This window comes from Enterobacter cloacae complex sp. 302F9, from assembly GCF_050030335.1.
In the GTDB taxonomy this organism is placed as follows: domain Bacteria; phylum Pseudomonadota; class Gammaproteobacteria; order Enterobacterales; family Enterobacteriaceae; genus Enterobacter; species Enterobacter hormaechei_C.
The window spans coordinates 2141370-2162414 of the sequence record NZ_JBLGUC010000001.1; the positions used below are offsets into that span (position 1 = coordinate 2141370).

The following is a 21045-nucleotide window of genomic DNA, read 5'->3' on the forward strand; positions in this document are numbered from 1 at the left end:
GAAATGAAAAGGCTTTGAGTAAATTCCTGGCTTATGATACAAATCAGGCGTGTTCAACTACCGAGGACAATTTTCATCCGCAAAGACGAGAAGCAACACCGCGGATAATTGTAATTTTATGGACAATTTGTTCAGGACGTATTTTTCAAACAACTCTGCTCTGTTTTCAACCTCCCTCTGCCTGCTTTCTGGTGAGCAACACTGGCGTTCCGCGCTATAGTCACGTCTTCTGCCTGAGCTAGCGCTATGCGCTTAGCTAACTGATTTAATTCCCAATTTTTTGGTTTGCTGTCCGCAGCGAGCCTCGATGGATTATATTCTCAAGCAGGAGAAAAAACATGTTTTACTGGATTTTATTAGCTCTGGCGATCGTCGCTGAAATTACCGGCACCTTGTCGATGAAATGGGCAAGCGTGAGTGATGGCAGCACCGGTTTTATTTTGATGCTGGTCATGATTACGCTTTCCTATATTTTCCTCTCTTTTGCGGTTAAAAAAATCGCGCTGGGCGTGGCATACGCATTGTGGGAAGGTATTGGTATTTTATTGATTACGCTGTTTAGCGTCATGTTATTTGATGAAACCCTGACGACAATGAAAATTGCCGGGCTGACGACCCTGGTCGCAGGTATCGTGCTGATTAAATCGGGTACACGCAAACCGGCAAAACAGCAGAAGGAGCAGACCCATGCAGCAGTTTGAATGGATCCACGCGGCCTGGCTGGCTTTCGCCATCGTTCTGGAAATTATTGCCAACGTCTTTCTGAAGTTCTCCGACGGTTTTCGTCGTAAAGCCTACGGCCTGTTATCGATTGCCGCGGTTCTGGGGGCGTTTAGCGCCCTGTCACAGGCGGTGAAAGGCATCGATCTGTCCGTGGCCTATGCGCTGTGGGGGGGCTTCGGTATTGCCGCCACCCTGGCGGCAGGCTGGATTATGTTCGGGCAGCGTTTAAACAATAAAGGCTGGATAGGGCTGGTATTACTGCTCGCCGGCATGATCATGATTAAACTGGCCTGAGTGACCTACTGCTGCGCCAGGGCTTCCAGCCGGTCGCGAAAACCGGTCACCGACAACGCCCGGTTATCGGCGCGCCAGCGGTCTTTCGCCGCTGGCGCAGAACTCTGAACGCCAATCAGCTGCCAGCCGTTATCGGTTTTTAACATCAGGGGCGATCCGCTATCACCCGGTAGCGTATCGCACTGATGCGACAGTACGCTGTTTTGCGCCCAACCCGTCACCACGCAGTCCGTATGGGTGTACAGCGAATCGAGGTGATCAACAGGATAACCTGATTGCGTCACTTTTCGATCGGCGGCTTTCAGGGCGGCGGTGAGCGCGGCCTTATCGCCATCAAAGAGCGGCAGCGGGGTGATCCCGGACGGCGGATAACGTAAAACGATCAGCCCGAAATCCCAGGAGGCCGCCCCGGGCGGCACAATCCAGCCATCGCCATCCGGTTTCAGGCGTTTGCCAAGCGACGGATCCACTCGCCCCTCAATACCGTGAATTTCGTAGCGCCATATTCCTTTTTGCGACACAAAGCGCAGGGCGATCGCTTTATCCGGTTTGCCTTCAGGCGGCATTAACAGGCAATGACCCGCCGTCAGCGCAAGGCGTGGCGTAATGAGGGTTGCGGTACATAAATTGCCGCTGGCGGTTTCCAGTTGCCCGATGGCATCCCAGGGCGATTCGGTAGGATCGGTGACACGCGTACGATCGTCATGACCAAAAAACAGCGTCTTTACCTCTTTGGCGCTAATGGCGTCATCGTCGCCATCATCCGCATGTGAAAAGCCAGCAAAAAGGCTAAACGTTCCCAGTAACAACACAACAGATTTACGCATATCACACTCTGGTGGGGGTAATTATGATTATTAAAAGTGAACCCTATGAAAATACTATAGACGCGACGGCGAGAAAGTGGGAGTAAAATCAGCGTGCTACATTCAGGAAAGATAAAAGTGGCTGGCGATGAGCGCGCATAAAATTAGCAGGATAAGAATGAACTCAAACCGATAGCGCCGCAGCATACGCCCTCCGGATAAAAAAACGGCGCTGACCGCAAACCCGTTCAGCGCCGGTTTACCAACGTGCCCCGAAGGGCACGGTTAAGCTTGTACTCTTACGCTGCTGGCTGTGCAGCAGGTTTAGCCGCTTCGTGTTTTGCCGCTTTTTTGTGATGTTTTTTAGCCGCCTGGGCTTTCTGCTCTACCGCAGGTTTTGCCGCTTTTTTATGGTGCTTTTTCGCGGCCTGCGCTTTTTGTTCTGCCGCTGGTTTAGCCGCTTTGTGATGTTTTTTATGGTGAACCGTTTTGGCCGGAGCAGCGGTGGATGCCGCAGGCGCTGCGGTGGCGGTAGTTTCAGCCGCGAATGCAGCGGAAGACAGACCCATAGCAGCGGCAACAACCAGAGCTAATACTTTTTTCATTTTCATACCCTCGAATTTGGTTTCTCATTTAACCCCACTGCGGGGCCGTTGAAATAACTATATCCCTGTAAATTCGGGGTTTCCGTGAGTGATTGGTATCGGCGTGTAACCATATGTACAACGCCAGGGTGGACCCCCGGCGCGTTCGGTTACAGGTAGCGGGACGTCAGGTGTTCGCGGAAGTAGCGGATATTCAGATCTTCACCCGTGGCCTGGGTGATGAGCTGCGACGTGCTGAAACGGCTGCCGTGCTGCCAGATATTCTGACGCAGCCAGTCAAACAGCGCCGAGAAATCGCCCCCGGCAATGGATGCCTGCAACCCGGGCAGCGCAGTTTTGGCGGCATGGAACAGCTGTGCCGCATACATTGCCCCCAGCGTGTAAGACGGGAAGTAGCCAAAACCGCCGTCGGTCCAGTGGATATCCTGCATACAGCCGTTGCGGTAGTTATCTTTGGTGGATAACCCAAGCCAGGCCTGCATTTTCTCATCCCATAACGCGGGAATATCATCGACTTCAATTTCGCCATTGATTAGCGCGCGCTCGATCTCATAGCGCAGCACCACATGCGCCGGATAGCTCACTTCATCCGCATCAACGCGGATGTAGCCCGGCTTCACGCGCTGGTTCCAGGCAATAAAATTCTCTTCGCTGAATGCCGCCTGGCTACCGAAACGGGCATGAACCGCCGGAAGCAGATGCTTCAGGAAAGCGTCGCTGCGGCCCAGCTGCATTTCAAAGAACAAGCTCTGGGATTCATGGATCGCCGTAGAACGCGCCAGCGCAACGGGCTGGCCGGCCCACGCTCGCGGAAGGTTTTGCTCGTAGCGGGCATGTCCGGTTTCGTGGATCACGCCGAAAAGCGCGCTGAGCAGTTCATCTTCATCGTAACGCGTGGTGATACGCACATCTTCCGGCACGCCGCCGCAGAACGGGTGGGCGCTAACGTCCAGACGACCGCCGTTAAAATCGAAGCCAAGCATTTTCATCGCTTCCAGGCCCAGCTCGCGCTGCGTGGCGGTCGGGAAGGGACCCTGTGGCGGAACGAACGATCGTTGAGCCTGTTTTTCCACAACCTTTGCCAGCAGCTCCGGCAGCCAGGACTTCAGATCGCCGAACAGCACATCCAGGCGAGCGCTGGTCATGTCGGGTTCAAAGATATCCAGCAGCGCGTCGTAAGGCGTGCAGCCTTTAGCCTCAGCGCGCAGGCGGGCCTCTTCACGACTGAGTTTCACCACCTCTTTCAGGTTGGCTGAAAAGCCCTGCCAGTCGTTGGCCGGACGCTGAGTGCGCCACGCGTGTTCACACCTGCTGCCCGCCAGCGATTTGGCCTCCACCAGCGATTCCGGCAGTAAAGTGGCCTGCTGGTAGTGGCGTGTCATTTCACGCAGGTTGGCTTGCTCAACGTCGTTCAGATCTTCGTCTGCCGCCGCCGCCAGCCATTCACCCACTTTTTTATCGGTCAGGATCTGATGTTGCAGGACGCTCATCTCCGCCAGCGCTTCACCGCGCGCGGCGCTGCCGCCTGGCGGCATCATGGTGAACATGTCCCAGCTGGCGATGGAGGAGAGGTGCGAGAAGCGGGAGAGGCGCTGGAAGGTGCGGGTGAGTTGTTGATAATTATTGTTTTTCATGAAGTCCTCGTGTCTGAATCAGCCGATGACAAAAATTAGCATCGGCTCGATTTAAACACGAAGAGGGCTGAATGTTAATGCAGTCGTTTATGCAGGCTCGCGCCCACCAGCAGCGCAGCGCACAGCATCAGCGCGATAAATCCGCCCACGCCGTTCCAGCCGTAGTTGTGCCAGAACACCCCGCCGAGCGTACCGGCTATGCTGGAACCAAGATAGTAACTGAACAGATACAGTGACGAAGCCTGACCTTTGGCGCGGCGCGCGCGCGGGCCAATCCAGCTGCTGGCAACGGAATGCGCGGCAAAGAAGCCCGCAGAGAAGAGCAGCATTCCGGCAAAAATCAGCCACAGGGAAGAGAAAAGCGTCATCAGCAGTCCGAACAGCATTACGGCGGTGGAAACCAGCATCACCGGACCACGGCCGAAGCGCGCGGTCATGGCGCCCGCTTTTGGCGAACTCCATGTCCCGGTGAGATACGCCACCGAGAGCAAACCCACCAATGCCTGGCTAAGATGCCACGGTGAAAGCATCAGACGATAGCCAATGTAGTTGAACAGCGTCACGAACGAGCCCATCAGCAGGAAACCGGTCAGGAACAAACGGGGCAGCCCTTGATCGCGCCAGTGCAGACGAAAGTTGATAAATAACGTTTTCGGACGCAGGGAGGTCGGGCGGAAATGGCGCGATTCCGGCAGGATTTTCCAGAACATCAGCGCCGAAGCGAGGGCGAAGCAGCCGATAACGGCCAGCGCAATGCGCCAGTTAAAGAAATCAGTAAACACACCGCTGAGCAGGCGTCCGCTCATCCCGCCGATAGAGTTCCCGCTAATGTACAGCCCCATGGAGAAGGCCACGAAGCTCGGGTGGATCTCCTCGCTGAGATAGGTCATCCCGACCGCCGCAACGCCGCTCAGGGATAACCCAATCAGCGCGCGCATGACCAGAATGCCGTGCCAGCTGGTCATCATGGTGGACAGCAAGGTACACACGGAGGCCAGCATTAACGCCGTTACCATGACCTGCTTACGCCCGATGGCATCCGAAAGTGGCCCAGTGAACAGCAGACCGATCGCCAGCATCCCGGTGGAAATGGAGAGCGAAATACTGCTGCTGGCTGGCGACACGCCAAATTCATGCGACAGGACCGGCAGGATCGGCTGAACGCAGTAGAGCAGGGCAAAAGTGGCGAGACCCGCTGAGAAGAGCGCCAGCGTGACGCGCATAAACTGGGGGGTACCACGTTTAATAAACTGAACCGGCTGCGGTGCTGCGGGTAAATCATCAATGTCGCTGGCCGGCGCGATATCAACGGTCGTTGTACGGCTCACACATAATCCTTGCTTAAACATCCCCGTGGTTTCTGGTGACGGGTATGACCACAAGATTAGGGTAGGAAAATGTAAATATTCTGTCTAATATATTAATAATCTCAAATGATACTTTAAAAATATGAATATCGAGCTGCGCCATCTGCGCTATTTTGTCGCCGTCGCCGAAGAGCTGCATTTTGGTCGTGCGGCGGCAAGGCTGAATATCTCTCAGCCACCGCTAAGCCAGCAGATCCAGATCCTGGAGCAGCAGGTCGGGGCGCGTCTGCTGGCGCGAACCAACCGCAGCGTGAGCCTGACGGCGGCGGGAAAACAGTTTCTCGCCGATAGCCGGCAGATCCTGAGTATGGTGGAGGACGCCGCCGCCAGAGCGGAACGGCTTTATCTTGGGGAGACGGGGGAGCTGCGCATCGGGTTTACCTCATCGGCCCCCTTTATCAGCGCTGTTTCACAAACGCTATCCTCGTTTCGCCGTAACTTTCCGGATGTGCATATTCAGACGCGCGAAATAAATACCCGGGAGCAGATATCGCCGCTTAACGAAGGATCGCTCGACCTGGGGCTGATGCGTAACACGCAGTTGCCTGATACCCTGGCGTGGCAGGTGATCCTCCGCGAACCGCTGATGGCGATGATCCCCCGGGATCATCCGCTCGCCGCGCAGCACAGCGTCTCGCTGGCTGAACTGGCGAAAGAGCCGTTTGTCTTTTTTGACCCACAGGTGGGTACCGGGTTGTATGACGATATTCTTGGTCTGATGCGGCGATATGGCCTTGTCCCGACTATCGCGCAGGAGGTGGGGGAAGCCATGACGATCATTGGTCTCGTTGCCGCAGGGCTTGGCGTGTCGATTCTCCCGGCCTCATTTAAACGGGTACAACTGGCGGAAATGCGCTGGGTGAAGATAGCCGAGCAGGATGCAGTCTCAGAGATGTGGCTGGTGTGGTCTAAACATCATGAACAGAGCCATGCGGCACAGCGTTTCAAAGAACAATTAATTACCGCTTCTCGCGGGCATTATTTATAGGGAAAAGTGGGCGAAAATGTGCAGTAAATCACATGGCTAAGTAAAAATTTGACGTCAGCCATTGAAGTGCTTCACCATAGCCCTCAGTTTATTTCGAAGCTCGAAAATAAGGGAGTACGAGGTGGTTGCTGATAGTCAGCCAGGGCATATCGATCAGATCAAGCAGACCAACGCGGGTGCCGTTTATCGCCTGATTGATCAGCTTGGTCCGGTTTCGCGTATCGATCTTTCGCGCCTGGCACAACTGGCACCCGCCAGTATTACCAAGATTGTCCGCGAAATGCTGGAAGCCCATCTGGTTCAGGAAACAGAAATTCAGGAGCCGGGCAGCCGTGGCCGTCCGGCGGTAGGGCTGGTGGTGGAAACGGAAGCCTGGCACTACCTGTCGCTGCGGATTAGCCGCGGGGAAATCTTCCTCGCGCTGCGCGACCTCAGCAGCAAGCTGGTGGTGGAGGACCGGCTGGAACTCCCGCTTAATGCAGAGCAACCACTTCTCGATGCCATTCTGACCCACATCGACCAGTTCTTTATTCGTCACCAGCAGCGTCTTGAACGTTTAACGGCGATTGCGATCACCCTGCCGGGAATTATTGATACCGAAAATGGCATTGTTCACCGCATGCCGTTTTATGAAAACGTCAAAGAGATGCCGCTGGGCGACGTGCTGGAAAACCACACCGGTGTGCCGGTCTACATTCAGCATGATATCAGCGCCTGGACGATGGCGGAGGCATTGTTTGGTGCCTCCCGGGGCGCACGCGACGTAATTCAGGTGGTGATTGATCATAACGTTGGCGCAGGTGTGATCACCGACGGGCGTCTGTTGCATGCTGGCAGCAGTAGCCTGGTGGAGATCGGCCATACGCAGGTCGATCCGTACGGAAAACGCTGCTACTGCGGTAACCATGGCTGTCTGGAGACGATTGCCAGCGTCGAAAGCGTGCTGGAGCTGGCGCAGGTGCGGCTCAGCCAGTCGATGAGCTCCACGCTGCACGGTCAACCGTTAAGCGTCGAGGCACTGTGCGCTGCGGCAAGGCAGGGCGATCTGCTGGCGAAGGACATTATTACCGGCGTGGGCAATAATGTCGGGCGCATTCTGGCCATTATGGTGAACCTGTTTAACCCGCAAAAAATACTGATCGGCTCCCCGCTCAGCCAGGCGGCGGATATCCTCTTTCCGGCGATTTCCTCCTGCATCAATCAGCAGGCGCTTCCCGCGTACAGTAAAAACATCGTGGTCGAAAGTACGCAATTTTCCAACCAGGGTACGATGGCCGGCGCCGCGCTGGTAAAAGATGCGATGTACAACGGCTCGTTACTGATTCGTTTGCTACAGGGCTAACTCTTTTCCAGAGATGTACGAAAAATTGCGCTATCTCAAGCCCGGTAGCGCACGCATCCCGTAGACTTTCCCCACTGAATTATTTACCTGGTTTATATTTTGAAGCATACCCAAGAGGTGGAATGAGTCATGCTTAAGCGTTTCTTTATTACTGGTACGGATACGTCTGTCGGGAAGACAGTCGTATCCCGCGCGTTACTTCAGGCCCTGGCGGCAAGCGGTAAACGCGTTGCAGGATACAAGCCGGTTGCAAAAGGCAGTAAAGAGACGCCAGAAGGGCTGCGCAATAAGGATGCCCTGGTTCTGCAAAGCGTCTCGTCTCTGGAACTGCCTTATGATGCCGTTAATCCTATCGCCTTAAGCGAAGAGGAAAGCAGCGTCGCTCACAGTGGGCTTATCAACTACAGCCTGCTTTCTGATGGCCTGGCAAATCTGAGTGAAAAGGTTGACCACGTTGTCGTTGAAGGGACCGGCGGCTGGCGCAGCCTGATGAACGATTTACGTCCCCTTTCCGAATGGGTGGTGCAGGAGCAGTTGCCGGTGATTATGGTCGTGGGCATTCAGGAAGGATGCATCAACCATGCCTTGCTGACGGCGCAGGCTATCGCTAATGACGGCCTGCCGCTGATTGGTTGGGTGGCGAACCGTATTAACCCGGGTCTTGCGCACTACGCTGAAATCATCGATGTGCTGAGCAAAAAGCTGCCTGGCCCGCTGGTGGGCGAACTGCCTTATCTGCCCCGCGCCGAGCAGCGCGAATTAGCGCACTACATCGATCTCTCGGCTTTCGGCGGTATGCTGGCCGTAGATCGAGTCGTGGCGTAGCGTTCTCGACAATACCGACGCCACAACACAGGCAACCAGCAAACCGGGAAGTAAAAAATACTGCCCGGTCATCTCACATACCATCAAGGCCGACATGATTGGCGCATGCGTTGTGGCGGCGAGCAGCGTCGCCATACCCGCCAGTCCGAGCAGGATCGCCGTCTCAGAGCCAGGAAACCACAGCGCAAAGATCTGCGCAAACAGCATTCCCGTTGCCATACCGACGAACAAGGTTGGCGTGAACACGCCTCCCGGCGCGCCGGACCCGCTGCTTGCCAGCACCGCCAGCAGCTTGCAAATAAAGACGCCAGCAATCACCGACAGCAGCGGCGGCGACTGCAAAAACGCCTGAACCACGCTATAGCCATTCCCCCATACCTTCGGCGTCAGCAGCGACAGCAGCCCTACGATCAGACCACCCAGCGCCAGCTGCCACGGCGGTGAAAGTTTGAGACGCAGAAACAGCCTGTGGCTGGCCGCCATCAGCCACATCAGCAGCGGGCCGCAAACGCCAGCCAGCAGACCCACGCCAACGATCAGGAAATAATCCATCGCCGTAAGCATCTCGCTGAGATGGACATCATATAGCGTATTCGCGCCGGGACTTAACAGGCGCGTGGTCAGCAGGGCCACTACAGCAGCAATCACCACCGGGCCGAGGGAGGCCAGCATCAGCGTGCCAAACAGGATCTCTGCGATAAACAGGCTGCCCGCCAGCGGCGCATGATAGGCGCTGGCCATCCCGGCGGCGGCACCGCAGGCGATCCACAGTTTCCATTCGGATTTCGGCGTACAACGTTGTGCAAAAAAGGAGGCGGCGAGGGCAGCAAGCAGGATCATGGCGCCTTCACGGCCGATGGCGCTGCCGCTGGCGACCACCAGCAACGACGCGAGGGATTTCACCAGGCTGGCGCCGTAATCAAACTGGCCGTCACCCGTCTCAAGCGCTTCCATATAATCGGTGGGGGCGTGGGGACGTTGTGCCGTCATGCGCTGCCATCCCCACAGTAGCATTCCCGCGGCCAGACCACCCAGCGCAGGCGTCAGCGCCCGCCGCCAGGGTGATAACGCGGCTGCGGCGTTCACCAGACTTCCGCTTTCGTTGCTGAGAAATAGCCACTCCAGCAGATACATGCTGTGGCGGAACACCGCAACGGCCAGCGCCGCCAGCACGCCGGTGACGGTAGCAATCAGGAGACGACGAAACATCGCGCGGATGTCGGGGTAAGCGTGAAGACGTTGCATGAAGTCGTGATTTAACGGGGACGATACAATATTGTGGCGGTAAATCGGGAGGTTAGCAAAAGGTATGCGTGCGGAAAAAGGCCGGGCAGTACCCGGCCTGAATGCTTAACTCTCGCTATGAATATTCAACGCCCGGCGCGTACGCCCTGAGCTCAAATACTCCGCAATATAATCCTGGGATATTTCGCCGTTATAGCGTCCGTCCTCGTCCACAATCGGCATCCAGCTGGTGTTGCTCTCATACAGGCGAGAAAGCACCACGCGCAGGTTATCCTCGGCCTTACCGGTCATGCGGAACGGATGCAGAATATCCCCGCAGCTGCCGCTGGCGTTACGCGCTTCGCGGCGCTTCACAAAGCCGAGCGGTTTGCCGTGCTCATCAACCACGGTAATGGCGCGAATATCGTTGTCATCCATGGTGGCGAAGGCCTCCGGCAGCGGCGTCGATTCGCGTACCGTAATGGTAGGCTGCTGGTCGGTGACGTCGCCCGCCGATACCAGCAGCAGGCGTTTCAACGTCCGGTCCTGACCAACAAACGAGCCAACAAACTCATTCGCGGGTTTCGCCAGCAGCTCGTCCGGGCTGGCGCACTGCACGATACGTCCCTGACGGAAGACGGCAATACGGTCGCCCAGCTTCAGCGCTTCGTCAATATCGTGGCTCACCAGCATCACGGTCTTTTTCAGCTTGCGCTGCATCTCCAGGAACTGGTTCTGGATCACCTCACGGTTAATCGGGTCGACCGCGCCGAACGGTTCATCCATCAGCAGGACCGGAGGATCCGCTGCCAGCGCGCGGATGACGCCGATACGCTGCTGCTGACCGCCGGACATTTCGCGCGGATAGCGGTGAAGGAATTTATGCGGATCCATTGCCACCATATCCATCAGCTCTTCGGCACGGGATTTACAGCGCGCTTTATCCCAGCCCAGCATGCGCGGCACGACGGTAATGTTCTCTTCGATGGTCATGTTGGGGAACAGGCCAATTTGCTGGATCACGTAGCCAATGTTGCGACGCAGGGTCACGGTGTCCATTCCGCTGGTGTCTTCGCCGTTAATCAGGATCGTCCCGCTGCTTGGCGTAATGAGACGGTTGATCATCTTCAGGGTAGTGGTTTTCCCGCAGCCGGACGGGCCGAGCAGCACGCACATTTCCCCTTCAGGCACGTTCAGGTTGACGTTGTCGACGGCCTTAAACGTCTGGCCGTGTTTCTGTGAAAATTGTTTGGTGAGGTTTTCCAGTTTTATCATTATCGAATCCCCTTCGGAGTCAGTACCACCTGCAAACGGTGCAGCAACCAGTCGAGCACAATCGCTAAAAGACAAATCATCAGCGCGCCCGCAATCAACATACGAATATCACTCCCGCCAATACCGTTAAGCAGCAGCAGGCCCAGCCCGCCCGCGCCGATCACGGCGGCAATCGCCATGACGCCGATGTTCATCACCACGGCGGTGCGGATGCCGCCAAAAATCACCGGCAACGCCATCGGGATTTCCACCCAGCGCAGACGCTGCCAGAAGGTCATGCCGATGCCGCGTCCCGCTTCACGCAGGCCCGGCGGCAGGCTGTCGAGCGCCGTGTGGGTGTTACGCACAATCGGCAGCAGCGAATAGAGGAACACTGCCGTAATCGCGGGCAGGGCGCCAATGCCCTGACCGATCAGCGAAAAGAGCGGGATCATCAGGCCGAAAAGCGCAATTGACGGGATGGTGAGCACAATGGTGGCAATCCCCAGCACCGGCGTTGCCAGCCATTTATGGCGGACAATTAAAATGCCCAGCGGCACGCCAATAATAATCGCCAGGCCCACGGCGAGCGCCACCAGCCACAAGTGTTGCAGCGTCAGGGTTAAGAGATAGTCCCAGTTGTCGAGAATATAGTGAATCGTCTCCATAGCGCCTCCTACAGCAACTGTTTGCTACGCAGGAAATCACGGGCGACCTGCTGCGGTGACTGATGGTCGATATCCACCTTCTTATTCAGTTCGGTGATAACGTCGTTATTGAGCTGGGCTGATAGGGTGTTCAGCGCCTCCTCCAGCCCCGGATTAGCCTCCAGCGTGTCTTTTCGAACAACTGGCGTCACGGCGTAACTCGGGAAGAAGCCTCTATCATCTTCCAGCACTTTAAGATCGAAGCCCTTTACGCGCCCGTCGGTGGTGTAGATCAGCCCCGCATCGACAAACCCGTCGCGCACCGCGTTATAGACCAGGCCCGGATCCATCTGGCGGATCTGCGGGCGGTCCAGCTCCATGTTGTAGGCTGCCTGCAACGGTTTCATCCCGTCGCTGCGCCCGGCAAATTCCAGGTCAAGGCCCAGCAGCCAGTTGTTATCCGGATCGGTTTTACGGATCTGCTCAATCTTTGCCACCATCTCAGACATGGTATTGATATGTTCAGCCTCGGCGCGCTTGCGCTGCATGGCAAAGGCATAGGTATTGTTCATATCGGCAGGTTTAAGCCACACCAGACCGTGCTTCGCATCGAGGCGTTTCACCGTCTCGTACGATTCCTGCGGCGACATGCGTTTGTTGATGTGGTTGAAGATGATCAGCGAGGTGCCGGTATACTCCCAGGTCATATCAATCTGCTTGTTGATCATCGCGTTACGGGAAATCACCGTTGCAATATTGGTCTGAGGCTGTACCTGAAACCCTTTCTTTTGCAGATACTGCACGGTCATGGCCGAGAGAATGTGCTGCTCGGTAAAGCTCTTGGTTGCCAGGATCAGCGGCGCGGCAAGCGCCTGGCTGGTGAAGAGCGCGGCGGCGCATAGCGCCGTCAGCCCGGAAAACAGTCTCATAGAAGCTCCTTGTTATAATTATCGCGCGAGATGCGGGCTCAGTAATCGGCCCAGTGCCGCCAGCAGCGTATCCAGAATCAGGGCGAACAGGGCGGTGGCCGCCGCGCCCAGGATCAGCGTCGGAAAATCATTCAGATAGATCCCAGGGAAAATCAGCTCGCCGTAGCTGCTGGCGCCAATCAGGAATGCCAGCGGTGCGGTACCGACGTTAATCGCAGTGGCAATGCGAATACCAGAAAGCATCACCGGCCACGCGTTAGGGATCTCAACCTGACGCAGGCGCTGCCATTTGGTCATGCCGATACCGTTTGCCGCTTCCAGCAACGACGCGGGAACAGAGCACAGCCCGGCATAGGTGTTACGCACAATCGGCAGCAGAGAGGCCAGAAAGAGGGCGATAATGGCCGGTTTATCACCGATGCCAATCACCACCATCGCCAGTGCCAGAACGGCCAGCGGCGGCAGGGTGTTGCCCACGTTAAAGATTTGCATCACATATTCGGCGATACCACGCGCGGCCGGACGGCTCAGCAGAATACCGCTTGGAATGCCCACCAGCAGGGCAAAGAACATGGATGAAAAGACCAGAATCAGGTGCTGTTGCCCGAGGTAAATCAGGTCAACCTGGCGCGCCTTAATCGTTTCCAGTCCTATTCCCCAGGTGAGGAGAGCGAGAACCACGATAATCGCGCCGACAAAAAGCAGCGAACGTTTAAGTAATGGGTGCATTGCGGTGTGTCTCCCTGTGCGCATGCGTTATAGCAACCACCGGTTGCCTGTTGTTATGCCATGTTTCGGCAGGGGTACTTCACCTATAGCAAGCGAAACGGAAGGGTTCCAGCGAAGGGGGTAAATCAGTAACCCTATGAAATTAGTGACAACCTGAGTGAAGCCTTATGGCATAAGGGCTGTCAGTGGGCAGGCAGAATAGTCTTAAAGAAGTACGCCTTACGTGACAACGTCACATAAAGCGTGCTGATTATGCCTGTCGACTGAGCGCGGCGCGCACCTTGCGTACGCGCCACGAGATGCGGACGATAGAGAAGGCGGCGACGATTACCAGCAACAGGCCCAGCGCCAGCATCGCGTGGAATCCAAACTCTCTGAACAGGATCAGCCCCGCGATCCCGCCGCTGATAAAGGAGAAAAGGGTAGTTAAATGGGTTTTGAGCTGACTCTTTTGCGCGGCCGTATCTTTGGAGTAATCCCGGCGCAGCATGGCGACCATAACGGAGGCCAGCGAAATGCCCGCATCGGTCAGCGTGCCGGTGATGTGCGTGGATCTCACCCGACCGCCGGATAGTTGAGTGGAGGTGGAATTATGAATTCCCATCAACCCGCACAGGAAAATAATAATCTCCTGATTCGTGGCGAAGGAGTGAAAATACATTTCGTACAGGGATACCCCGGCCAATAATAGCCCTTCAACAAACAGAACCTGGCTGAATACCAGCCTGACGTTATGGATAATCCCCCAGATAACAATAATCCGCGCAGCGATGGCTCCTGAGACAAACGAAAGAATAATGGCACCAAAGAAAAGAATATCGCTGAGATCGGTGGAGGAAACTTCGCTGGATAGCTGCGAGGTATTGCCCGTCATATGCGAGGGAAAAAAACCGAACGCGCCCAGCGCAATGGCATTCAGCAGTCCCGCGGAGGTCGCCAGCCAGAGGGCAAGACGACGATCCTCCTGATGCGTTCGTTCTTTCTTTAATTTAATCAGCAAAGAATACCTCCGGTTTGAGCTTTGCCTGAATGCTCAAGCTAACAAAGCGATGTCGCTGGCTGACCAGGATATTGCTTAATTATTATTTCTACGGGAGGTGAGCGAGGTTTTGTAATTAAATAAAACAACCCTGTTAATATAAAGCCTTATTTCCGATGGCGCGACGTCGTAAAAGTCAGCACCCCTGCACTCAGGAGTAATATGCTGCTTAAAGCGAAGGTGCTCTGCCAGCCAAAGGTATCAAACACCACGCCACCCGCCGTTGAGCCAAGCGCAATGGAGAGTTGGATCACCGCGACCATTAGCCCGCCGCCAGCCTCGGCATCTTCCGGTAACGTACGGGCGATCCACGTCCACCAGCCCGTAGGGGCCGCAGTTGCCAGCATTCCCCAGAAACCTAACAGCAGGGCCACGATCCACAGGCTGTCCCCGGTGAGCATTAATACCCCTGCAATCAGCGCCATAAGCAGCGGTATGGCCATTAAGGTGAGGTAAAACGCGGCATTCAGGACCAGCGCGACGATCAGCGTGCCGATGAAACCTGCGATACCGATAGTGAGCAGGATCAGCGATAAGCCGGAAGGACTGACGTGGGTGACGGTTTCGAGGAAGGGGCGCACATAGGTAAATAACGCAAACTGTCCCATGAAGAACAGGCCGCACGCCATCAGACCCACCGAAACCGCAGGCTGGTGGAGCAGGCGAAATACGCTTTTACGTGGCGACGGCCGCTGGTTCCCGCCCATGTTGGGCAGGCTAAAATATTGCCAGATGAACGCCACAATCGCCACGGGAACCAGGCAAAGAAACGCGCCGCGCCAGCCAATGGTCGAGCCGAGATAACTGCCCAGCGGGGCGGCGACCACCGTCGCCAGCGCGTTGCCGCCGTTAAAAATCGCCAGCGCACGAGAGACCTGATGCTGAGGCACCAGCCGAATGGCGGTGGCCGCAGACATCGACCAGAAACCGCCGATGGCGATGCCGATCAGCGCCCGGCCTGCCATATACATCAAAGCGTTTGAGGCGAAGGCGATAATGATCCCTGACAGCGCCATCAGGACGGTCATGCCTGAAAGAAGATGTTTGCGATTCATATTCCCGGCAAGCCGGGAAAGAAAAAGGCTGGTCAGGACAGCCAGCGCACCAGAGAGGGCGATCCCCTGGCCAGCCGTCCCCTCTGTCACCCCTAAATCTCTGGCGAGGGGCGTGAGCAGACTGACGGGCATAAATTCCGAGGCAATGAGGACAAAAACGCACAGGGTCATGGCAAAAATACCGCCCCAGTGTGCACGCTCAGCATCACGGGATGAGGTTTGATTCAGTGTGGACATTGGTGTAATTCACGGCGAAGAGAAGATAAGCCCCTGATTGCCGGGGCTAAGAGAATTAATTCAGACTGGTTTTGAAGAACTGCCCGAACTGCGCGAACGGGATTTTCCCTGCGACGTTATCGTAGAGATCAACATGATTCGCACCGGGAACAATCACCAGTTCCTTCTGTTTGCTGCCGACAGCTTTAAACGCATCTTCCGCAAAATAACGTGAGTGCGCGTTTTCACCGGTCACAATCAGCGTTGGGATGGTGATCTCCCCGGCATAGCTCAGCAGCGGCATATTCATAAAGGACAACGGCATGGTCGCGGTCCATGCGCCGGTGGAGTTTACGGAACGGGCATGGAAGCCGCGCGGCATACGGTAGTAATCATAGAACTCTTTCAGTACCGGATGCGGATCGGCGGGCAATGCTTCCGGCAGAATACGCCCGGCCGCCGTTACCTTACCGTTTTCATCGACATAAATATCGTGGCCGCCATGGGCGAAGGTGCCGCTTTCAGCATCTTTCCAGCGTTGCGCGTTCAGATACTGCAACACGGCCCGGCGATCGGCCGCTGAATAACGATCTCTCCCGTCGCCCACGCCGTGACCCATCGCGCGGCTCATATCGTACATTACGCTGGTGGCGACCGCCTTCACGCGGGTATCCATGGATGCCGCGTTCAGCGCCATACCACCCCAGCCGCAGATCCCGAGAATGCCGATACGGTTACGGTCGACTTCTTTCTGTAATCCGAGGAAATCCACTGCGGCGCTAAAGTCTTCGGTGTTGATGTCAGGGGAGGCAACGTTACGCGGCTGGCCGCCGCTTTCACCCGTGTAGGATGGGTCGAAGGCCAGGGTCACGAACCCCTGTTCAGCCAGAGTCTGGGCGTAAAGACCACTGGATTGTTCTTTTACCGCACCGAACGGTCCACTGACGGCAATCGCCGCCAGCTTCTGGTCGCCGCTGTTCCTGGGAATGTACAGATCGCCGACCAGGGTGATCCCGTATCGGTTCTCGAACGTCACCTTGCGGTGGTCGACTTTATTGCTCTCGGCGAAGGTCTTATCCCAGGTTGTCACCATCGAAACGGGGGCGGCAGGATTTCGTGTTTCTGCATAACTCATTGTTGTCACTCCACTTAATGATGCGCATAGCAGCAGCGCAACGGACAGTTTTTGGGTGAATGTTTGCATAAGAGGTACCGTGTGTTGTTGTAATGCGGTCATTATAGTTAGCAGAAATAGTGCTGATTAGAGGCCAAAGGCTGCTAGGATTAATATCATATTGTTATGAATTGATGAGGCATGATGGCGAAGCGGGAAAACTACAATGAGCTGTATCTGTTTATCCAGGTGGTGCGGGAGGGAAGCTTCACGGCAGCCGCGCAACGGCTCGGGCTGGCACAATCCGGGATCAGTCGATCGGTTCGCGAGCTGGAAGAGCGGCTGGGCGTTCGGCTTCTGGTGCGTACAACGCGCAAACTGTCGCTGACCCACGCCGGGGAGCAACTTTACCAGACCGCTGGTTCAGCCTTTGATGCGCTCGATACCGGGCTGACCAGACTGGCGCATTACCGCCAGACGCCATCCGGCACGGTGCGTATTAATGCCAGCCAGCACGCCATCGAAAAATGCCTGCTGCCAAAGCTCGCTATCTTCAAACAGCGTTACCCGGATATCCGTCTGGAATTGATGAATGAGAGCCGGTTCGTGGATATCATTGCCGAGCGATTCGACGCGGGCGTCCGGCTTGGGCCGGAGGTGGGACAAGGAATGATTGCCGTGCGCATCACGCCCGATATGGAGATGGCTGTGGTTGCCGCTCCGGCGCATTTTCGGCGCTATGGTTTCCCGCAGACGCCCGCCGATCTGGATGCTCATCCCTGCATTGCCTACCAGTTTGCCGACGGTAACCACTATCAATGGGAGCTTGTTCAGGACGGGAAGCATGTTACTCACCGCCCGGAGGGGCAATGGGCCTTTTCCGACAGCTACATGGAGGCCGAAGCGGCCCGGCTGGGACTCGGGCTGGCCTATGTCCCGGTTGAGCTGGTGGCTGACGATCTGGAGCGTGGCACGCTTATACGCGTCTTACAGCGCTACAGCCTGCGGATGGACGGACTGTACCTCTATTATCCACACCGCAACGTATCCCCGGCGCTGAGAGCGGTGATTGATACGCTGAAAATTTAGGGTGCCTCTTCGCTACGGTCTATACAGCCCCTACGTTTGTGATACGCTACTATTTTATATAGCGCAGCTCAACTAAGGCTCTGAAATGACAAAAATAATGCCAGAATATACGGTAGTTGACTTATCACGTTGGGCAAGAAAGGAACACTTTGAAGTATTTCAGGGCTTTGCTCAATCTACATTTAACCAAACGGTTCAGCTGGACATTACCGTGCTGCTAAAGCATATCAAAGAGGTTGGCTGGAAATTTTATCCTGCGATTATTTCCCTTATTTCTGACGTCGTAAACCGGCATCCGGAATTCCGTATGGCCATGAAGGATGATGAGCTTGTAATATGGAATGAGGTTCATCCAAGCTATACCCTTTTCCATAAAGAAACGGAGACATTTTCATCGTTATGGAGTCATTACGATGGAAATATTCACCATTTTCAGCGCGTTTATGCAGAAGATGTTGCCCGCTATGGCAATATCCTTGCTTACTGGCCTAAAGAAGAGTCCCGGGAGAATATATTCTTCATATCGGATATTCCGTGGGTCAGCTTTAGCAGTTTCAACGTCAACGTCGCTAACATGCGGAATTTTTTTGCGCCCATGTTCACGTTTGGAAAATACTATAACCAGGATGGAAAGGTCTTGTTGCCTTTCGCCGTTCAGGTCCATCATTCTGTCTGTGACGGTTTCCATGTGGCCAGGCTGATCAACGAGTTACAAGAGTTGTGTGATAATTTACCGCACCATTCAGAGGCGCTCAACGTGTGATTCACGTGTTTTTAACATACGCCTGACGAGGGGAAATAATGGAACCGAATTTTACGCCAGAACAGATTGAAATGATTAACCGCATTGTTTTCGAGCAGATCGAGATCATGCATGAGAAAGTAGCTGAAATAATCGCAGATACAGAGACGGTGGCGCATCAGCGCCTGAAGGATAACGGGATCACTACGACAGATTTCTATCCTGCAAATAAAAACTTCCTGATGATGACCCTTGTACAGGATCTGATAGATAAAGTGCACGGGGGCGATAAGGACCTGGCCAAAACAATGATAACCATGGAAGCAAAAAGGCTGAATATCAGCGTAAACGTTGAGGCGGACAAATCAAGATAACAGGACGTATTTTCAGGGTTACGGTTGATGAATATAAGGTTCAGCCGACCTTAATAAAGCCGCGAGCCGTTTCCGGCCCGCGGCGGCAGGACAGGTGATGAGACGTTCTGACGATCAGGCGGCTTTGACGGCCCGGATTTTTTTACTGCTGTCCGCATCTGATGCTGTTTTATCCGTTTCAGCATTGAGCTCGGGAAGCTTGCTGGTACGCAGGATATGCTGCACGGACTCTTTCTGCTCGGCGAGATAAAGACCAAGGTTCTCCGCCTGCGTTTCATCCATCTGCATTCCGCTTTGCAACAGCCAGTCGGTAAACGCTTCTGCCATATCGAGCAGCTTGTCGTGAGCGTCAGCCTCTTTCTTACTGGCAAATGTCATTTTTTCTTCACCTTTTCTTACGACAACAAATTTTGTTTCAACAGCCATTGTGCACCCCCGTATACTGTAATTATATACAGTATAGCAGTTGTGACGTTGTGTTGCAGCAAAAATGTGCGAGCCTGGCCTGCACAACGGGTGGACAAGCCAGGTGCTGTTATCGGTACAGCGTTTTTTCGACAATCGGGATCAGCAAAGTGGACTGCCATTCCGCCAGCGTCAGCTGGGCAAGTTTACCCAGCGCGGTGTAGAACGGATGGGCCGCGTTTTCAACGAATACGCTAAGGAAACGCGTGCTCCATGGCAGCAGATGCCAGGCAAGAAGCTGGTCGCGTTCTGTTTCGCGACCGTTCTCGGCAAGCCATGCCGCCAGCATCAGCAACGTTCCGAAATGATCTTCGGGCTCATTCTGCTGCATCTCAAAGGCGATATGGTTTTCACGCATCCACTGACGCAACGCGAGGGTCGAATCGCCAAACAGCACGGACTCGCGATCAAGCCAGACCGAGCCCCACGGGGGGGCGGGCAGGGCATACGGGCCAATAAACAGACGCTGCCAGGCGTCTTTCAACGCTTCATCCGATGGGGTCTTAAACATACTGGCGACAGGCAGCAGATTTTCCTCCGCCAGCGGCCAGTCCTGAACCCAGTCACCTGCGGTCAGGGCACTCACCAGCGGCGCGGTCTGCTCGCTGTCTGGAGCGAAATAAAACAGCGCGCCCAGTACCCGGGCGCTGAACGCGAACGATTCGCGGTGTGAGACGTCATTCATTACAACTTTCCTTACTTGCGCGCGGGTAGCCCCGCGCACCTGTGTTAACCTGCAATTGCTAACCCTGCGGTCATATGCAGACCATAAAATAGCCCACGGCCAATCAGTTCACCCAGCGCCACCAGCGCGACACCTGCAAACAGGCCGAGCGTTTTTGGCTCCTGACGACGAATCAGCGGGCAGATCCAGCAGCCTAAACCCGCCGCCAGCAACGCGATGCGCCATACCTGAAGCGAACCATAATCCGGAAGCAGGGCGTTAGCCTGCTGGATGGAACTCTGTATAGTCCCCAGCGTATTGCTTTGCAACACGACGACCGCCACGCAGACGATAAGTGCCAGTACGCTGACTGACGCAGCAAGAGTACCTTTGAATGTCACGTTTGCGACGCGCAGCAGCAGCGCGGCCAGCAGAGGACCAGCCAGAACCATCGTCAGGAAGAAGCTCAGCGTGGTGTAACCCGTATACCAGGTCGGGACAGTCTCAATCTGATAGACCCGGGTCATCGCCCAGACAAAAACGATGCCCAGGATCTGGCTGACAACCAGCCAGATTTTGCCCAAAGCTGGGGGCATTTTACCGATAACCGACACCAGCCACCAGAAACCGCCCACGGCAAAGAAGATCGAACCCGCCGCGATCTCATTACTCAGCGCTGACGCGCCCACGCGGTTAAGCGAGTTGAAGGCACGCAGCGGGGAGCCAAGATGCAGTACCGAGGCCATAAACCCAATACCCATTACCAGCCAGAGAAAAAACAGGCTGCGCACGATGCGCATGCTGGCCTTGTCATCATTTTCCTTAAGCCAGACGAAGCCCATCACGATTAACGCGCCGGCCACGCACTGCCCGAAAACGGTGAAGATCACCAGCGGCCATTCATGCCATCCACTTCCCAT

General features: G+C 55.4%; 25 protein-coding genes. 9 read left to right on the forward strand and 16 right to left on the reverse strand.

Going from position 1 to position 21045, the window contains the following annotated elements; translation table 11 throughout:
• Positions 1 to 49 precede the first annotated feature (49 nt).
• The 3 genes from ACQG0T_RS10405 to mdtI all read left to right on the forward strand — a co-directional run bounded on the left by ACQG0T_RS10405 (position 50) and on the right by mdtI (position 1017).
• Positions 50 to 220 carry a hypothetical protein gene (locus ACQG0T_RS10405; protein WP_006808891.1) on the forward strand — a complete coding sequence of 57 codons (171 nt, stop codon included), beginning with the start codon at positions 50 to 52 and terminating at the stop codon, positions 218 to 220.
• A gap of 118 nt (positions 221 to 338) precedes the next feature.
• Positions 339 to 701 carry a multidrug/spermidine efflux SMR transporter subunit MdtJ gene (gene mdtJ, locus ACQG0T_RS10410; RefSeq protein ID WP_015570633.1) on the forward strand — a complete coding sequence of 121 codons (363 nt, stop codon included), beginning with the start codon at positions 339 to 341 and terminating at the stop codon, positions 699 to 701.
• On the forward strand, positions 688 to 1017 hold the full coding sequence (gene mdtI / locus ACQG0T_RS10415; RefSeq protein WP_003857463.1) for a multidrug/spermidine efflux SMR transporter subunit MdtI: 330 nt from the start codon (positions 688 to 690) through the stop codon (positions 1015 to 1017). Before mdtJ ends, mdtI begins: the two co-directional genes overlap by 14 nt.
• A gap of 5 nt (positions 1018 to 1022) precedes the next feature.
• Here mdtI and ACQG0T_RS10420 read toward each other — a convergent pair whose 3' ends face one another.
• The 5 genes from ACQG0T_RS10420 to ACQG0T_RS10440 form a co-directional block, all read right to left on the reverse strand.
• Positions 1023 to 1844, reverse strand: coding sequence for a trypsin-like serine peptidase (locus tag ACQG0T_RS10420; RefSeq protein WP_003857461.1), 822 nt, complete (start codon positions 1842 to 1844; stop codon positions 1023 to 1025).
• Positions 1845 to 1946: 102 nt separating this feature from the next.
• Entirely contained in the window at positions 1947 to 2030 is an 84-nt protein-coding gene (locus ACQG0T_RS10425) for a hypothetical protein (RefSeq protein WP_057979992.1), read from the reverse strand.
• 92 nt (positions 2031 to 2122) lie between these two features.
• Complete coding sequence (asr, locus tag ACQG0T_RS10430) at positions 2123 to 2428, reverse strand: acid resistance repetitive basic protein Asr (RefSeq protein ID WP_003857459.1); 306 nt, start codon at positions 2426 to 2428, stop codon at positions 2123 to 2125.
• Positions 2429 to 2577: 149 nt separating this feature from the next.
• Complete coding sequence (locus tag ACQG0T_RS10435) at positions 2578 to 4062, reverse strand: carboxypeptidase M32 (RefSeq protein ID WP_015570631.1); 1485 nt, start codon at positions 4060 to 4062, stop codon at positions 2578 to 2580.
• A gap of 74 nt (positions 4063 to 4136) precedes the next feature.
• Positions 4137 to 5390, reverse strand: coding sequence for an MFS transporter (locus ACQG0T_RS10440; RefSeq protein WP_017384556.1), 1254 nt, complete (start codon positions 5388 to 5390; stop codon positions 4137 to 4139).
• Between the two features lie 121 nt (positions 5391 to 5511).
• Here ACQG0T_RS10440 and ACQG0T_RS10445 point away from each other — a divergent pair, with 121 nt between their 5' ends.
• The 3 genes from ACQG0T_RS10445 (at position 5512) to bioD (ending at position 8584) form a co-directional block, all read left to right on the forward strand.
• Positions 5512 to 6417 carry a LysR family transcriptional regulator gene (locus tag ACQG0T_RS10445; protein WP_015570629.1) on the forward strand — a complete coding sequence of 302 codons (906 nt, stop codon included), beginning with the start codon at positions 5512 to 5514 and terminating at the stop codon, positions 6415 to 6417.
• A 121-nt stretch (positions 6418 to 6538) separates the two neighbouring features.
• Positions 6539 to 7759: a sugar metabolism global transcriptional regulator Mlc gene (gene mlc, locus ACQG0T_RS10450; RefSeq protein ID WP_426723785.1), complete on the forward strand. Its 1221-nt coding sequence runs from the start codon at positions 6539 to 6541 to the stop codon at positions 7757 to 7759.
• A gap of 129 nt (positions 7760 to 7888) precedes the next feature.
• Complete coding sequence (gene bioD, locus ACQG0T_RS10455) at positions 7889 to 8584, forward strand: dethiobiotin synthase (protein WP_015570628.1); 696 nt, start codon at positions 7889 to 7891, stop codon at positions 8582 to 8584.
• Here the strand turns inward: bioD and clcB are convergent.
• From clcB to ACQG0T_RS10495, 8 genes are all read right to left on the reverse strand, one after another.
• Positions 8519 to 9829: a voltage-gated ClC-type chloride channel ClcB gene (gene clcB / locus ACQG0T_RS10460; protein WP_058685815.1), complete on the reverse strand. Its 1311-nt coding sequence runs from the start codon at positions 9827 to 9829 to the stop codon at positions 8519 to 8521. The genes bioD and clcB overlap by 66 nt on opposite strands.
• Positions 9830 to 9934: 105 nt before the next feature.
• The gene (gene osmV / locus ACQG0T_RS10465) at positions 9935 to 11083 is read right to left on the reverse strand and encodes an osmoprotectant ABC transporter ATP-binding protein OsmV (protein WP_003857446.1); all 1149 of its coding nucleotides are present in this window, start codon (positions 11081 to 11083) and stop codon (positions 9935 to 9937) included.
• Positions 11083 to 11730, reverse strand: a complete 648-nt coding sequence (gene osmW, locus ACQG0T_RS10470) for an osmoprotectant ABC transporter permease OsmW (protein WP_006808875.1) — start codon at positions 11728 to 11730, stop codon at positions 11083 to 11085. Before osmW ends, osmV begins: the two co-directional genes overlap by 1 nt.
• Before the next feature lie 8 nt (positions 11731 to 11738).
• Complete coding sequence (osmX, locus tag ACQG0T_RS10475) at positions 11739 to 12638, reverse strand: osmoprotectant ABC transporter substrate-binding protein OsmX (RefSeq protein WP_017384554.1); 900 nt, start codon at positions 12636 to 12638, stop codon at positions 11739 to 11741.
• 18 nt (positions 12639 to 12656) lie between these two features.
• Positions 12657 to 13367: an osmoprotectant ABC transporter permease OsmY gene (gene osmY, locus ACQG0T_RS10480; RefSeq protein WP_003857442.1), complete on the reverse strand. Its 711-nt coding sequence runs from the start codon at positions 13365 to 13367 to the stop codon at positions 12657 to 12659.
• Between the two features lie 250 nt (positions 13368 to 13617).
• Entirely contained in the window at positions 13618 to 14367 is a 750-nt protein-coding gene (locus tag ACQG0T_RS10485; protein WP_032104870.1) for a YoaK family protein, read from the reverse strand.
• Positions 14368 to 14513: 146 nt separating this feature from the next.
• Positions 14514 to 15698 carry an MFS transporter gene (locus ACQG0T_RS10490; protein WP_426723786.1) on the reverse strand — a complete coding sequence of 395 codons (1185 nt, stop codon included), beginning with the start codon at positions 15696 to 15698 and terminating at the stop codon, positions 14514 to 14516.
• Positions 15699 to 15753: 55 nt separating this feature from the next.
• Positions 15754 to 16881, reverse strand: a complete 1128-nt coding sequence (locus ACQG0T_RS10495) for an alpha/beta hydrolase (protein ID WP_033487064.1) — start codon at positions 16879 to 16881, stop codon at positions 15754 to 15756.
• A gap of 114 nt (positions 16882 to 16995) precedes the next feature.
• Between ACQG0T_RS10495 and ACQG0T_RS10500 the strand changes: the two genes are divergently transcribed.
• From ACQG0T_RS10500 to ACQG0T_RS10510, 3 genes are all read left to right on the forward strand, one after another.
• Positions 16996 to 17880 carry a LysR family transcriptional regulator gene (locus ACQG0T_RS10500; protein ID WP_017384550.1) on the forward strand — a complete coding sequence of 295 codons (885 nt, stop codon included), beginning with the start codon at positions 16996 to 16998 and terminating at the stop codon, positions 17878 to 17880.
• A gap of 85 nt (positions 17881 to 17965) precedes the next feature.
• Positions 17966 to 18643, forward strand: a complete 678-nt coding sequence (gene catA / locus ACQG0T_RS10505) for a type A chloramphenicol O-acetyltransferase (protein WP_015570622.1) — start codon at positions 17966 to 17968, stop codon at positions 18641 to 18643.
• 38 nt (positions 18644 to 18681) lie between these two features.
• Positions 18682 to 18996 (forward strand): hypothetical protein, encoded by a 315-nt coding sequence (locus tag ACQG0T_RS10510; protein WP_017694081.1) that lies wholly within the window; start codon positions 18682 to 18684, stop codon positions 18994 to 18996.
• 114 nt (positions 18997 to 19110) lie between these two features.
• Here the strand turns inward: ACQG0T_RS10510 and ACQG0T_RS10515 are convergent, their stop codons facing one another.
• The 3 genes from ACQG0T_RS10515 to ACQG0T_RS10525 form a co-directional block, all read right to left on the reverse strand.
• Entirely contained in the window at positions 19111 to 19422 is a 312-nt protein-coding gene (locus ACQG0T_RS10515) for a YebG family protein (protein ID WP_017384548.1), read from the reverse strand.
• Between the two features lie 109 nt (positions 19423 to 19531).
• Positions 19532 to 20146, reverse strand: coding sequence for a Tat proofreading chaperone DmsD (gene dmsD / locus ACQG0T_RS10520; RefSeq protein ID WP_017384547.1), 615 nt, complete (start codon positions 20144 to 20146; stop codon positions 19532 to 19534).
• A gap of 44 nt (positions 20147 to 20190) precedes the next feature.
• On the reverse strand, positions 20191 to 21045 hold the full coding sequence (locus ACQG0T_RS10525; protein ID WP_045329309.1) for a dimethyl sulfoxide reductase anchor subunit family protein: 855 nt from the start codon (positions 21043 to 21045) through the stop codon (positions 20191 to 20193).